The organism is Pseudonocardia terrae (assembly GCF_021343995.1).
GTDB lineage: Bacteria > Actinomycetota > Actinomycetes > Mycobacteriales > Pseudonocardiaceae > Pseudonocardia > Pseudonocardia terrae.
This window is the reverse complement of the sequence record NZ_JAJTTE010000064.1, coordinates 1-13,713: the sequence shown is the minus strand read 5'-3', so window position 1 is coordinate 13,713 and position 13,713 is coordinate 1. Positions and strand designations below refer to the sequence as shown.

At 76.2% G+C, this 13,713-nt stretch carries 10 protein-coding genes and 2 pseudogenes; 5 read left to right on the top strand and 7 right to left on the bottom strand.

The genetic code is table 11. The features are described 5' to 3' along the window. Positions 1–50 precede the first annotated feature (50 nt). Positions 51–944 carry a Gfo/Idh/MocA family protein gene (locus LWC33_RS29635; RefSeq protein WP_233307990.1) on the top strand — a complete coding sequence of 298 codons (894 nt, stop codon included), beginning with the start codon at positions 51–53 and terminating at the stop codon, positions 942–944. A gap of 75 nt (positions 945–1,019) precedes the next feature. On the opposite strand, the gene LWC33_RS29630 is transcribed toward LWC33_RS29635, so the two are convergent. The 4 genes from LWC33_RS29630 to sp36 are packed head-to-tail and all read right to left on the bottom strand — an operon-like array spanning position 1,020 to position 6,847. Then, a complete protein-coding gene (locus tag LWC33_RS29630) occupies positions 1,020–5,600 on the bottom strand; it encodes a hypothetical protein (RefSeq protein WP_233307989.1) in 4,581 nt (1,526 codons plus the stop codon). Positions 5,601–5,619: 19 nt separating this feature from the next. Further along, complete coding sequence (locus LWC33_RS29625) at positions 5,620–6,216, bottom strand: hypothetical protein (protein ID WP_233307988.1); 597 nt, start codon at positions 6,214–6,216, stop codon at positions 5,620–5,622. Further along, positions 6,216–6,674 (bottom strand): RidA family protein, encoded by a 459-nt coding sequence (locus LWC33_RS29620; RefSeq protein WP_233307987.1) that lies wholly within the window; start codon positions 6,672–6,674, stop codon positions 6,216–6,218. Before LWC33_RS29620 ends, LWC33_RS29625 begins: the two co-directional genes overlap by 1 nt. Continuing rightward, a complete protein-coding gene (sp36, locus tag LWC33_RS29615) occupies positions 6,671–6,847 on the bottom strand; it encodes a Sp36 family protein (protein WP_232873797.1) in 177 nt (58 codons plus the stop codon). The genes LWC33_RS29620 and sp36 overlap by 4 nt, the downstream gene beginning before the upstream one ends. A gap of 155 nt (positions 6,848–7,002) precedes the next feature. Between sp36 and bagA the strand changes: the two genes are divergently transcribed. Together bagA and bagB are read left to right on the top strand one after the other, a co-directional pair. After that, positions 7,003–8,007 carry an ATPase BagA gene (gene bagA, locus LWC33_RS29610; RefSeq protein ID WP_233307986.1) on the top strand — a complete coding sequence of 335 codons (1,005 nt, stop codon included), beginning with the start codon at positions 7,003–7,005 and terminating at the stop codon, positions 8,005–8,007. Further along, on the top strand, positions 8,004–9,179 hold the full coding sequence (gene bagB / locus LWC33_RS29605; protein ID WP_233307985.1) for an ATPase BagB: 1,176 nt from the start codon (positions 8,004–8,006) through the stop codon (positions 9,177–9,179). Before bagA ends, bagB begins: the two co-directional genes overlap by 4 nt. A gap of 12 nt (positions 9,180–9,191) precedes the next feature. Here bagB and LWC33_RS29600 read toward each other — a convergent pair whose 3' ends face one another. From LWC33_RS29600 to LWC33_RS29590, 3 genes and pseudogenes are all read right to left on the bottom strand, one after another. Beyond that, complete coding sequence (locus LWC33_RS29600; protein WP_233307984.1) at positions 9,192–9,512, bottom strand: DUF3618 domain-containing protein; 321 nt, start codon at positions 9,510–9,512, stop codon at positions 9,192–9,194. An 80-nt stretch (positions 9,513–9,592) separates the two neighbouring features. Further along, on the bottom strand, positions 9,593–10,282 hold the full coding sequence (locus LWC33_RS29595; RefSeq protein ID WP_233307983.1) for a class I SAM-dependent methyltransferase: 690 nt from the start codon (positions 10,280–10,282) through the stop codon (positions 9,593–9,595). Between the two features lie 180 nt (positions 10,283–10,462). After that, a pseudogene (locus LWC33_RS29590) lies at positions 10,463–10,756 on the bottom strand (WhiB family transcriptional regulator); the annotation flags it as partial. 143 nt (positions 10,757–10,899) lie between these two features. Between LWC33_RS29590 and LWC33_RS29585 the strand changes: the two are divergent. Both LWC33_RS29585 and LWC33_RS29580 read left to right on the top strand, forming a co-directional pair. Beyond that, on the top strand, positions 10,900–13,329 hold the full coding sequence (locus tag LWC33_RS29585) for a transglycosylase domain-containing protein (protein ID WP_308191025.1): 2,430 nt from the start codon (positions 10,900–10,902) through the stop codon (positions 13,327–13,329). 140 nt (positions 13,330–13,469) lie between these two features. Beyond that, positions 13,470–13,713: pseudogene (locus LWC33_RS29580) on the top strand (hypothetical protein); the annotation flags it as partial.

The window sequence follows — 13,713 nt, the reverse complement described above, 5'->3', positions numbered from 1 at the left end:
CCCGCCGGGGAACGTCCGTGAAGATGGCCACGCCCGGGCAGGATGGGCTCATGGATCAGCTGCGCGTCGGACTCGTCGGGGGTGGGCCGTGGGCCCGCTCCGTGCACGCCCCCGCCCTGGCCGCCCATCCCGGGGTGGAGCTCGCGGGCGTCTGGACCCGGCGGCCGGAGCCGGCCCGGGAGATCGTCGCGCAGCACGGCGGGACCGCGTTCGCCGAGGTCGAGGAGCTGTTCGAGGCCGTCGACGCCGTCGCCTTCGCCGTGCCGCCCGCCGTGCAGGGGGCGCTGGTGCCTGCGGCTGCGGCGCGGGGCAAGCACCTGATCCTGGACAAGCCGCTCGCCGACACCCTGCCCGCCGCCGAGCGTGCCGCGGCGGCCGTCGCGGAGGCCGGCGTCTGCTCGACGACCGTGTTCACCCTGCGCTTCCACCCGCCGGTCCGCGCGTGGCTCGCCGGTCTCCCGGACGGCCCCGCCGACGCCGACACCACGGCCACCGCCCGCTGGCTCTCCGGGGCGCTGCTCGGCGGCCCGTACGCGGCGTCGGCGTGGCGGGCCGAGCGGGGCGCGCTGCTCGACATCGGGCCGCACCTGGTCGACCTGCTCGACGCGGCGCTCGGCGAGGTCGTCGACGTCGAGTTCGCGCACGTCGGCGAGCCGGACCTGTGGCGGGTCGGGCTGCGGCACGTCGGCGGCGCCCGCAGCACCTTGACGCTCTCGCTCGCGCTGCCGGTCGACCCCACGGAGATGGAGGTGACGGCCTTCGGCTCGATCGGCCGGCACGTGCTCACCGAGCGGCCCGCGGACGCCACGGCCTCCTACGCCGTCCTGCTCGACGAGCTGCTGAAGGCAGTCGCGACCGGGCTGGTCGACGGCCCGCACACGGCCGCCCGGAGCCTGCACGTGCAGCGGGTGCTGGCGCGGGCGGAGGAACTCGCGCGCAGGTAGCTGCGCACTGCCCGGGTGGGACGAGAGGGCGGTTCCGGAGCTCCGGAACCGCCCCGGTGTCCCCCCGGGGTGTGGTCAGCCGGCGAGGTCCGGCGGCCCGTAGGGGCCGGATCCGTTGCGACGCTCGGGCGGGGACTCCCGCACCTCCAGCTCCTGCTGGAGCAGGCGCAGCAGGTCCTGCTCGCGGCTGGAGAACGCGGAGTACCCCGCCGACGTGGTGTCCGGCTCGGCCGGCTCGGTGCTCGCGGTGGGGCCGTCGTGCGGCTCGCCGGATCGGCCGCGGGACGGGCCGGGACCGGTGCCGAAGGGATCGTCCGGACGGCTGGGCGGTACCTCACCGGGACCGAAGAGCCCGCTGACGGCTGTGTCCGAGCCCCGTCGGATGCGCGGGATGGTCCGCGGGACCGGCCGGGGCGGCGGCAGGCCGTCCGAGCGGTCCTGCGGGCCCTCCTCGGGCCGCGACGTGGGCTCCGGGGTGACGTCGCCGGCGGCGGTCGCGAAGTTCCACGGGTCGGGCTCCGCGTCGTCCGGGCGGTGCCGGGCGCGACGACGACCGCCCGGCACCGGACGGATCGTCGGCACCCCGTCCCGCGCGGCCCGGCGGCCGGTGGGGGCGTCGTCGACCTCGGTGTCCGCCCTGTGCGCGGGGTCCTCGGTGTTCGACGGGTCCGTGGCCGGGCGACCACCGGGCGCGACCGGGGCGGGGGTGGCGCCGGTCGGGTCGAGGGCCGGGTCACCGTCCGACCGCGGGCCCGCGGTGTCGGTGGCCGAGGGCGAGCCGGGAGTGTCCTCACCCGGCTCCGAGCGGGAGATGCCGGTGCGTCGGTACGAGCCGGAGGTGGGGCCGCTCGGGCCGGGGGTGTCCTCGCCCGGTTCCGTGGCAGGAGTGCCGTCGCCCTGGTGTGAGGCGTCGCCCGGACGCGAGCGGCGGAGCCCACCCTCGAGGACCGAGCCGGACGTCCCCTCTTCCCCGGCCGGGTCGGGGAGGGCGTCGAACGGCGTCGGCGCGGGCGTGTCGCCGAGGGGGATGCCGGGGAGGTCGCGGTCGCGCCCCGACTCACGCCCGTCGCCGGCCTCGGACGCGGGGCCCGACGGGTCGGGCGTGCCCGTCGGGCGGTCGGGTTCGGTGCGGCCGTCGGCCCCGCGCCGGGTGCTCCCCGGGGCACGCGGGTCGCTCGGCACCGGGCCCTCGGCGAGGGACTCACCGGGCCGCACCGCGCCGAGCTTGGCCGTCGCGGCGTCGACGAGCCCGTCCCGGTCGTCCGGCCCCTCGGCTCCCCGGGTGGTGCCGTCCGGCCGGCCGAGCAGCGGGCCGCTGCTCCCGGCGCGGTCGGTCGGGTCGCCGAGCGATCCGCCGTCCGTCGCGGACTCCGCGGGCTCGTCGAGGTGCAGGTCCGTCGGCTCGCCGGCCGAACCGGCCTCGCGACCACCCGTACCGGCCGTCCCGTTCGAGCGCCCGAGCAGGTCGAAGCCCCGGGACCCGCCGAACGGGCCGGCCGAGCCGTTGGCGCGGGGGTCGGAGACCCCGCCCAGGGCGTCGGGCAGTTCCGACGCTCCTGCCGAGCCCGCGGCATGCGGGTCGCGCGCGAGCCCGGTCGGATCCGGCGAGTCCGCGGGTCCGATCCCGGGGCCGGCGGCACTTGGGCGTTCGACCAGTTCCTCGGCGTCGCCGCCGTGCTCGACGCGGCGGCGTCGCCCGCCCACGGGGTCCGCCGAGTCGGACGACGTGCCCGTCTCACCGGCGGTCAGGTCGGGCTCGGCGCGACGGCCTCCACCGGCGAAGTCCGCCGAGTCGGAGGACGTGCCGGTGTCAGCGATCGTCAGGTCGGGCTCGGCGCGGTGGCGTCGCCCGGCGGCGGAGTCCACCACGTCGGGGGACACGCCCGGCTCGTCGCCCCCGGGGTCGGGGCGGCGGCGTCGTCCTCCGCCCGGGTCGGTCGGGCCGGCGAAGGGCGCAGCGTCGCCGGCCTTCTCGGGTGGCTGCGGGCCGGGGAAGCGGTCGGAGGTCGGGGCCTCGAGCAGGTCCGGCGACTCGTCCGCGAACCGGCGGTCCACCTGGACCTCGCCGTCCGTCCGGGCGTACGCGTCGGTTCCCCGGTCGGCGACGTCGGAGGGCTCGGCGTCACGGCCGCTCGGGCCCGGGCGATCACCGGGCTCGACCGTGTCGCCGTCGACCGTCCGGTCGGCCGTGCTGGTGTCGGGGACCGGCGAGGAAGCCCCCGCCGGGGTCAGGAGGTCCGCTCCCTCGGACGCGCCCCGGAGGTCCGCGGATCCGTCCCGACCGGCGGGATCGGTGGTGTCCTGCGCGGAGGTCGGCGACTCCGGGAGGGAACCGGAGCCCTCGCCGGCGGCCGGGAGGTCGGCGGCGCGGCGCCGACCCGTCGTCGGCATCGCCCACTCGCCGGACGCCCAGTCGCGGGTCCACTCCGGCGCGGGCTCCCGCGCCTCGACCCGCCGGCGTCGCCCCGTCCCCGGAGCGGGGGCCGACGGGTCCGACGGCTCGTCGGCAGGGGTGAAATCGGCGGGGGCGGAATCGGCAGGAGCGGAATCGGCGGGGGCGGAATCGGCAGCGGTGGAATCCGTGGCCTCGTCCGACGGCGCAGCCTCGTCCACGGCCGGCGTGCCCTGCGGCGGCGTGAGGCCGACGATCGGCACGGGACCGGTCTCGGCGCGGTCGAGCTGGGCGTCGAGCAGCGGCTCGCGCAGCGGACCGCTCAGCGGGTCCCGCATCGATGCGAGGACGGGCGGGTCCGTCTGCTCCGTCTCGTCGCGGGACACGGGCCAGGGCTCGGCCGGGGTCGGCAGCGAGTCCTCGGTACGGACGATCGGGGTCGGACGCGTGACGGGCGCCTGCCGCGGCCCGCTCGGCGGCTCGTACCCGGGCGCGGGCGGCACCACGCTCAGGGTGGGGCGGGAGCGGGGGGCGCGGGTGCGCTCGAACGGGCTGGTCCGCGGCTCGTCCTGCGGCCCGGTGATCTCGATGGGGCCGAGCCGCGGGCCGTCGGGTCCGGGACGCGGCCCGGGGCCGGGGACCGCGCGAGGTGCGGGCCGGTCGGTGGCGGGACCGCCGCTGTCGGGGCGCACCGGTCCGTCGGCGAACGGCGCACCCTCGGGCGTGTCGGGACGCGGGCGCAACGGCTGGAACGCAGCCGGCGGCTGCGACGACGTCAGCGGCCGGCCGAGGACCGGCCGGGGCGACGGCGGCGGGGTGCCGGGGTCCGCGGGCGCGGGCCGGGGTGACGGCGACGGCCGAGGGCCCTGCTCCGCCGCGCCATGGGCAGACCGGGACTCACCGGGACGGTTCGCCGCCTCCTCGGCTCGGTCGGCCGCCGGTCCGGCGTTCCGGGCCGCCCGGGCGTCGCTCGACGCCGCGGTGCCCGCCGAATCCCGAGGTACCGCGGCGCCGAAGGTCGTCTCCGCGGCGCCACCTGACGGCTCCGAGGTCTCCGAGGTCGTGCCGACTCCGGGCTCGCGCCCGCCGGGCGCTGTGAACGCGGACGCCCCGGGGGCCGCCGGAGGACCGACCTCCGCGACCCCACCGACACCGGCCCCGCCGGAAGCGGCCTCACCGGACCCGGACACACCGGTTCCGGACGCACCGAACACGCTGGCACCGGCACCCGCCGCAGAAGCGGCGCCCGCGGTCCCACCGTCCGCGGCCGCGAGGAAGCCGGACGCGGCAGGACCGGCGGCAGGAGCGGCCTCCGCGGGTCCACCGTCCGGGGCGCCGAGGAAGCCGGACCTGCCGGGACCGGCCTCCGCAGTTCCACCGTCCATCGCGCCGAGCAAGCCGGAGGCGCCGGGACCGGCCGCAGCAGCGGCCCCACCACCGGACGCCGCCGGACCGCCCGGAGAGCCACCGACGACGCCGGAGGTACCGGGACCTGCCGCAGCAGGGGACCCCACCGGAGCGCCGTGCCTGATCGCCCGCTCGTTCCCTGCGGCCGGGCCCGCCGCACCGCTGTGCGCACCGGACCCCGCTGCACCGGCCCCGGCGACGCCACCGAACGGAACCGGGCCGTGAGCAGTGCCCCGCGCACCGGTCGGGAGGCCACCGTGACCTGCACCGGGAGCACCGACCTGCCACGCCCGCTCCAGCGCTGCACGCTGGTAGGCGGGGAGCGCGTCAGCGGGCGTGTACGCCTCCACCGAGGCGGGCAGGCCGGACCGCAGCAGGTGCGCCCCGAGCCGGTACGACACGACCTCGGGCGCGATCCCGGGCCCGGACAGCTCCACCAGCACCACCGGGTGCGGCACCGGCCCCGGCGCGGCACCCGCGGGCGTCATCCGCCAGGTCACGCGCATGGTCGAGCCGGGCGGCGGCGAGGTCAGCAGCTCCGCGAGTCGCTCGTCGGCGCCGGCCGGGCCGGCGCCGAAGACGTGCCGGGTGCCGTCGAGCGAGCCGGCGGCGGGGGCGAGGAGGCCGTCGGCGTCGAGCTCGATCGCGCGCCGGCGGGCCAGCTCCACGACCTCCGACCGCAGCAGGGCGGGGAGCGCGGTGCGGTCGGCGACCAGGGTCGCGACGAGGATCTCCAGCGCCTGCGGCTCCTCGCCGATCGCGACGAGCTCGCGGGCCGTGGCCAGCAGGTCGTCGTCGACGCGGCCGGCCAGGGCCAGCAGCAGGTGGTGCGTGCTCGGGGCAGGTGGGGCCGTCACCGGGCCCTCCTTCTTTCGGTCAGCTCGTGCCGGAGACGGCCGGCGACGCGGACTCGGTCTCGGCGCCGGGCCGCGCCCACACGGGGCGGGATCCGACGATGGCGGCCTGGTGGTAGGCGGGCGGTTCCAGCCCCTCGGGGAGCACCTCGACGCAGGGTGTCCGGTCGCCGTGCACCCGCAGCAGCCGTTGCAGGGTGCCGGTCAGTTCCCAGGCCCGCTCCGCGCCCAGGACGAGGAGCACCCGCTGCTCGCCGTGCCGGCCGCGCCGCGCGTGCCGCAGCTCCTGTGTGCCGGGGTGCCCGGCGACGACGGCCAGCGCGCCCAGCACGGCGAGGTCGGGCAGCTCGGGCCCTGCCGCGAACGCCGGATGGGGAGCGTCCGGCGTGTGCAGCGGGAGGACGGCGTCGACCAGGCGGTTCTCGCCCGCCGTGGCGCCGAGCAGGGTGCGTTCGGCGTCGGTGATCCCGACGCGGTTGCGCAGCAGGGCGCGCGGCAGCAGCGCACCGACCGGCGCCGCGGCACCGGCGGCGAGCCAGTCCCGCAGCCGCCAGAGGACGTCGTCGGGCAGCCGTCCGGCCAGCCGGACCAGCAGCTCGTGCGCCGCCGCCGGCTCCACTACGCGACCTCGACGATCAGCTCGACCTCCACCGGGGCGTCGATCGGCAGCTCGGCGACGCCGACGGCGGAGCGGGCGTGCGTGCCCGAGTCGCCGAACACCTCGGCGAGCAGGTCCGACGCGCCGTTGATCACGCCGGGCTGGCCGCCGAAGCCGGGCGCGGAGGCCACGAACCCGACGACCTTGACCACGCCCTTGACGTTGTCCAGCCCGACGAGCGCGTCGACGGCGGCGAGCGCGTTCAGCGCGCAGATCCGGGCGAGGTCCTTCGCCTCCTCGGCGGTGACCTCGGCGCCGACCTTGCCGGTCTTGGGCAGCTTGCCGTCGACGAAGGGCACCTGCCCCGCGGTGAAGACGAGCGAACCCGACGCCTTGGCCGGGATGTAGGAGCCGGCGGGGGCCGCCACGGTGGGCAGCTCGAGGCCGAGCTCGGTCAGCCGCTGCGTGGGCGAGGTCACGACTGCGGCACCGGGCGCTTGAAGAACGCGATCAGGTTCTCCGGCGTCGCGCCGGGGACGACCGAGACCAGCTCCCAGCCGTCCCGGCCGAAGTTGTCGAGGATCGCCTTGGTGTTGTGGATCAGCAGCGGGGCGTTCAGGTATTCCCACCTGGTGACGGCCGGGGAGGTCATGGGCCGGGACTGTAGCCCGGCGCCGTCACCCGGTAGCGGGTCGGACGGCCCACAGTGCGACGAGCGGGCGTCCCCGGACGGATCGGCGGGAAGCGGGCGACGGGACCGGTCCGGTTGGGCGGGCCGCTCGCCGCACCGCTCCGTACGCTGGTGGCGTGACGTCATCCGCCGGGGCCGCCGATCCGTGGGCGGCCCGACTGCACGTGGTCTCGGGCAAGGGCGGGACGGGCAAGACGACGGTGGCGGCGGCGCTGGCCCTGGCGCTCGCGTCGCGCGGCCGCCGGACCCTGCTCGTGGAGGTCGAGGGCCGGCAGGGCATCGCCCAGGTCTTCGACACCGCCCCACTGCCCTACGAGGAGCGCCGGATCGCCGTCGCGCCGGGCGGCGGCGAGGTCCGCGCGCTCGCCGTCGACGCCGAGGAGGCCCTGCTCGAGTACTTCGAGATGTTCTACAAGCTGGGTGTGGCCGGCCGGACCCTGCGCAAGATGGGCGCGGTCGAGTTCGCCACCACGCTCGCGCCCGGCCTGCGGGACGTACTGCTGACCGGCAAGGTCAAGGAGACGGTCTCGCGCCGGGAGAACGGCGCTCCGGTCTACGACGCCGTCGTCCTCGACGCCCCGCCCACCGGCCGCCTGGTGACGTTCCTCGACGTCACCCGGGCCATGGCCGAGCTCGCCCGCACCGGCCCGATCCACAGCCAGGCCGAGGGCGTGGTCGAGCTGTTGCACTCGGACCGCACGATGGTCCACCTGGTCACGCTGCTGGAGGACCTGCCGGTGACCGAGACGCTCGACGCCGTGCGCGAGCTGCAGGCCTCGGACCTGAGGGTCGGCTCGATCGTCGTCAACCGGGTACGCGAACAGTGGCTCCCGGACCGCTCGGTGGCCTCCGCCGCGCACGGCCGGGTCGACGCCGGGCGCGTCCGCAGCGGCCTCGCCACCGCCGGCCTCGACCTGCCGCCGGAGGTGATCGACGGGCTGGTGGCCGAGACCGTCGAGCACGCCGTCCGGGTCGCCGCCGAGGCGGCCGCCGGGGACCGGCTGACCCGGGAGAGCGGGGACATCGCGCGGCTGGAGCTGCCGCAGCTGCTCGGCGGGGTCGATCTCGGCGCCCTCTACGAGCTGGCCGAGCACCTGTGCGAGCAGGGGGTGCGCCGATGAGCCCGGCCACCCCGCCCGTGCTCGACGCCGACGCCCTGATCGACGACCCGGACACCCGGATCGTCGTCTGCTGCGGCTCCGGCGGCGTCGGCAAGACGACCACGGCCGCGGCGCTGGCCCTGCGCGCGGCCGAGCGCGGCCGCACCGTCGTGGTCCTCACGATCGACCCGGCGAAGCGGCTGGCCCAGGCCCTCGGCCTGGACGAGCTGAGCAACGACCCCGGCTCCGTCCCGGGCCTCGACGGGTCCGCGAAGGGCGGCTCGCTGCAGGCGATGATGCTGGACATGCGCCGCACCTTCGACGAGATGGTGTACGCCCACTCGACCCCGGACCGGGCCGAGAAGATCATCGCGAACCCCTTCTACCAGACGATCTCCAGCTCGTTCTCCGGCACGCAGGAGTACATGGCGATGGAGAAGCTGGGGCAGCTCTGCGCCCGCGGCGAGTGGGACCTGATCGTGGTCGACACCCCGCCGTCGCGGTCCGCGCTGGACTTCCTGGACGCGCCGCAGCGCATGTCGACCTTCCTCGACGGCCGCATGATCCGGCTGCTCAGCTCGCCGGCGCGGGCGGGCGGCCGGGGCCTGCGCAAGATCGTCGGGGCCGGGTTCGGGCTGTTCGCGAAGGCCGTGTCGACGATCCTCGGCGGGCAGCTGCTGGCCGACGCGTCGGCGTTCGTCCAGGCCTTCGACACCATGTTCGGCGGCTTCCGCGAGCGCGCGACGAAGACCTACGAGCTGCTGCGCTCGCCCGGGACGTCCTTCCTGGTCGTCGCCGCCCCGGAACCCGACGCCCTGCGCGAGGCCGCGTACTTCGTCGACCGGCTGGCCGGCGAGGAGATGCCGCTCGCCGGGCTCGTCCTCAACCGGACGCACCCCGTGCTGGCGCCGCTGTCGGCCGCCCGGGCACGCACGGCCGCGGAGAACGCCGGGTCGTCCCGGCTGGCCGGCGCGGTCCTGCGGTTGCACGCCGACCGGGTGGACCTCGCCGAGCGCGAGGAGCGGCTGCTCGCCCGCTTCTCCGGCGCCCACCCGAGCGTGCCGGTGGTGCGGGTGCCGGCCGTCGCCGGCGACATCAGCGACCTCGAGGGCCTCCGCGAGGTCGGCGAGCGGCTGGCCGCGGAGGACGAGCTGCCCCCACCCGCCACCGGCACGGTGCACCAGCTCCGCTGAGGGCCGGGCCTTCTACCGTCGGCGGCGCTTCGACCGGCGGGTCGAGGCGTTCCGGCGGGCCTTGAGCAGCACGACCAGCCCCGTGGCGCCGGCGGCCGCACCCGCGGCGCCGGCCCACGCGGCCGGCGGGACGCTCCGCAGCCGGGACCGGGCGCGGGCGGGCACGTCGAGGCGTCCGGCCAGCTCGTGCACGGTCGCGCCGATGTCGTCGCGCAGCTCGTCGACCTCCTGCCGATGGTCCTCGGTCAGGCGCTCGACCTCGGCACGCAGCTCCTTCGACGTCGCGTGGGTCCCGTCGACGACCGGGCGGTCGTCCTCCTGCGGATCGGCCATGGCACACCCCTTCGGTCTGTCGAGGGAATGACCGGTGCCGACGCGGCCACACCTCCCGCACCCGATCGGCGCAGCACCGCCTACGGCATTTCGAACCAGATCATCGGGTTCGTCCCGGGCCCGCGTGCGTCGCCGACACCGAGCTCGCGGCGCAGGTCGGTCAGCGCGGCGACGATCTGCGGCACCCGGCGCCGGGCCACGGTGAAATGCGGGACGTCCCGCTCGGCGAGCCAGTCGAGCACCACGCCGCCCTCGCGCCGGACCCACGCCGAGCGGCCCCGGTAGACCTCGTGCACCCCCACCGGCGTCCCCGAGGCCAGCCGCGGGAACACGGTCCGCACGTACCAGCGCCCGAACCGCGCGGTGTGCGCGGCGTCGAGCAGCAGATAGTCGGTGGTCTCGGGCAGCGCCTCGATCCGGGCCCGGACGTCGCCGGTGTACACGGTCCAGCGGTCCGCGGCCAGCTCGTCCGGCACGTTCGACGGGCGGGGGGCCCGACGAAAGGACACCAGGCGACCGCTCCCGTTGTCCCGCAGCGCGCTGAGCAGCCACGACGTGGTCCGGCCGGCGGAGGTGCCGATCTCCACCACGTGCTCGGGCCGCAGTTGCCGCAGCAGGAGATAGGTGATCTCGGCCTCGAGGTCGTCGAGGCCCGGGCGGCACCGGGCGTCGGTCGTCACCGCCCGCTGCCGCTCCACGACCTCGACGAGGTCGGCGGCGTAGCGGCGGTACAGGCCCGCCACGAGGTCCACCCCACCGATCGAGATCACGGTCGTCCTCCGGGCTGGGTGGTGCGGGCCCGTCCACGGTACTTCGCAGAATCAGCAGGCGGCTCGCTGGTCGGGCGGCGGCAGCAGGTCCGCCATGGCCGCGGCCGACTCCTCCGCCGCCGACTCCTCCGCCGCCGACTCCGCCGACTCCGCCGACTCGGCCGGCACCTCCGTCGCGCCCGCGGCGTAGTGCTCCGCCCTCGCGGCCCGCAACAGCTCCGCCCACGACCGCACCCCGGGCCGCGAGCGCAGCAACGCGCGCCGCTCCCGCTCGGTCGTCCCGCCCCACACCCCGAACTCCACCCGCTCGTCGAGCGCGTGCGCGAGGCACTCCGTGCGGACCGGGCACGTCGCGCAGAACTGCCGGGCCCGCCGCTGCTCGGCGCCGCGCACGAACAGCTCCTCGGCGTCGGCGGTGCGGCAACGGGCGGCGATCCGCCAGTTCCACCTGCTCGCGGTGCGTGCGTCCACCATTCTCTCCTCCGCCCCGGGCGGGCCCGCGCGGCCCGCGTACGGCAACTGGGACGGATTCTGCGAGCGAGCGGTTCCGCCCGACACCACGCAGAACTACTCAACCTGACAGAAGGGTGACGCCGGTCCGGCTACCCTTTCCGTCCGTGGCTCCTCCCCGTCACCTGGCCCGGCCGGTCGGCCTGCTGCTGGGCCTCTGCCTGCTCGCCGGCGTCGTCACGGCGGGGATGGCCTTCCCGTTCGTCGCGGGGGTCGGGCTGGTCAGCAACGATGCGGGGGACAGCGTCAACTCCACGTCGTCGAGCCTGGTCGAGGGCGGCCTGCCGCTGGCCACCACGCTCACCGACAACGCGGGGCAGCCGATCGCCTACGTCTTCGACCAGAACCGCACGCAGGTCTCCGCGGACGAGATCTCGCCCGCGATGAAGGCCGCGATGGTCGCGATCGAGGACCGCCGCTTCTACGAGCACCAGGGCGTCGACTGGCAGGGCACCATCCGCGCGGTGGTCGCCAACTCGGCGTCGGGCGACGTCGTGCAGGGCGCCTCCACGCTCACCCAGCAGTACGTGAAGAACTACACGCTCTACGTCGAGGCGCAGACCGAGGCGGAGCGGCTCAAGGCCACCGAGCAGACGCCGGCGCGCAAGCTCAAGGAGGCGCGGATCGCCCTGCAGCTGGAGCGCCAGCTGAGCAAGGAGGAGATCCTCACCCGCTACCTCAACATCGTGTTCTGGGGCAACGGGGCCTACGGCATCGAGAGCGCCGCGCGCACGTACTTCAACACCAGCGCCAAGAAGCTCACGGTGGCCCAGTCCGCGCTGCTCGCGGGCATGGTCCGCAGCACCGCGGCGACCGACCCGGTGCAGAACCCGCAGGCCGCACTCGACCGGCGCAACGTCGTCATCGCGCAGATGCGCGACCAGGGGATGATCGACGAGTCGCAGGCGCGCTCCGCGGCGGCCGAGCCGCTCGGGATCGTCAGCCCGCTGAACACGCGGCCCAACGGATGCATCGGCGCCGGCGACGCCGGGTTCTTCTGCAAGTACGTCACCCAGTACCTCACCGAGGCGGGCTTCTCCACCGAGCAGATCGCCCGCGGCGGCTACACGATCAAGACGACGCTGGACCGGGACAAGCTCGCCAGGATGAAGGCCTCGCTCGACGCCGAGGTCCCGCCGACCCAGCCCAACGTCGCCAACGTCATGTCCCTGGTCGAGCCGGGGCAGGACGCGCACAAGGTCCTCGCCCTGGCCTCGAGCCGGACCTTCGGGCTCGACGCCGACGCGATGCAGACCAGCTACGGGCTGCCGTACGAGCCGGTCAACCTCGGTGCCGGCTCGGTCTACAAGATCTTCACCGCGGCCACGGCGCTGGAGAAGGGCCTCGGCATCAACTACCAGATGTCCGTCCCGCCGAGCGGCTACGCGTCACCGATCTATCTCGACGGCGGCGGGCGGCCCATCCCCGTGGCCAACGCCGGCAACTACCCGGAGCGGATGACGCTGCAGGACGCGCTGGCCACCTCGCCGAACACCGCGTTCATCAAGCTCGAGGAGTTCACCGGCGTCCCGGACGTCGTCGACATGGCGGTCCGGATGGGCATGAAGTCGCTGGCCACGACCCCGTTCGTCGACCCGGGCACCGGGCGCCGGACGGACCGCTCGATCGCCGAGGTCACCAAGGCGCAGCGGCTGGCGTCGTTCACCCTGGGCGTCACGCCGACGAGCGTGCTCGAGCTCGCCAACGTCGGCGCCACCATCGCCAGCTCGGGCAAGTGGTGTCCGCCCACCCCGATCGAGTCGATCACCGACGCGGCCGGCAACCCGGTGCCGCTCACCGAGGCCCCGTGTGAGCAGGTCCTCGAACCCGCGCTGGCCAACACCCTGTTCACCGGCCTGAGCAAGGACGATCAGATGGGCACGTCCGCCGCCGCGGCGCGGCAGGTCGGCTGGGACCGGCCCATGGGCGGCAAGACGGGCACGACGCAGCAGCACAAGTCGGCGGCCTTCGTCGGGATCCTGCCGAACCTGGCCGGCTCGGTGATCACCTTCGACAACTCGAACTCGCCCCGGCCGCTGTGCGACGGCGCCGGCGCCCCCTTCGCCTGCCGCAGCGGCAACATCTTCGGCGGCAAGACGCCGGCGGAGACCTGGTTCGGCGCGGTGAAGCCGATGGTCGACGGCACGCCGGTGCTGCCGCTGCCGCCGACGGACGACCGGTACCTGACCGGCGGCGCGGAGAGCCGGGTGCCCGACGTCGTCGGTCGCGGCCAGAACGACGCGCGCGCATTCCTCGAGCGGGCGGGCTGGACGGTCACCACGCGGACCGTCGACAACCTCGCCACCCGGGGCACGGTCGTCGGGCAGAGCCCGCGGGGCACGGCGCTGCCCGGTGAGCAGATCACGCTGCAGGTCAGCAGCGGGACCGTGCCCGCGCCGCCCGCCGCCCCCGAGGGCCGGGCGCCGGGCCAGCCCGCCCCGCCGAGCCAGGAGGGCCGACCGCCGCAGGGCGGTCAGCCACCGCAGGGCGGCGACCAGCCCGACAACGGCGGCGACCAGGGTGCCCCCGGCCAGTAGCGCGGCGGGCCGATTGCGCGCTATGGATCCATAACGCGTTTTCGAGCGGCCGGAACGCGCGTTGTGGTTCCACAGTGCGCGGGTGACGCGCCGTCGCGGCAGCGGGTGCGATCGCGCGATCGGCTCTACGATCGGCGCCCATGGCCGACGTCCACCGCGCCGACGTGCTCGTCCGGTGGGTCGGCCTGCTGCCCTTCCTCCGCGGCACGCCCGCCCCCGAGCAGCGGGCTCCGAGCGACACGCCCTGGCAGACGGGCCGCCGCCGCCCCACCCGCCCGAGCCCCGACGACGGCGACGCGCCCAGGCCCGGGCCCGGGCCCGCACGACCTGAGCCCACGCCCGGTCCCGAACCGACGGCGCCCGCCGGGCTCTCCGGCGACCCCG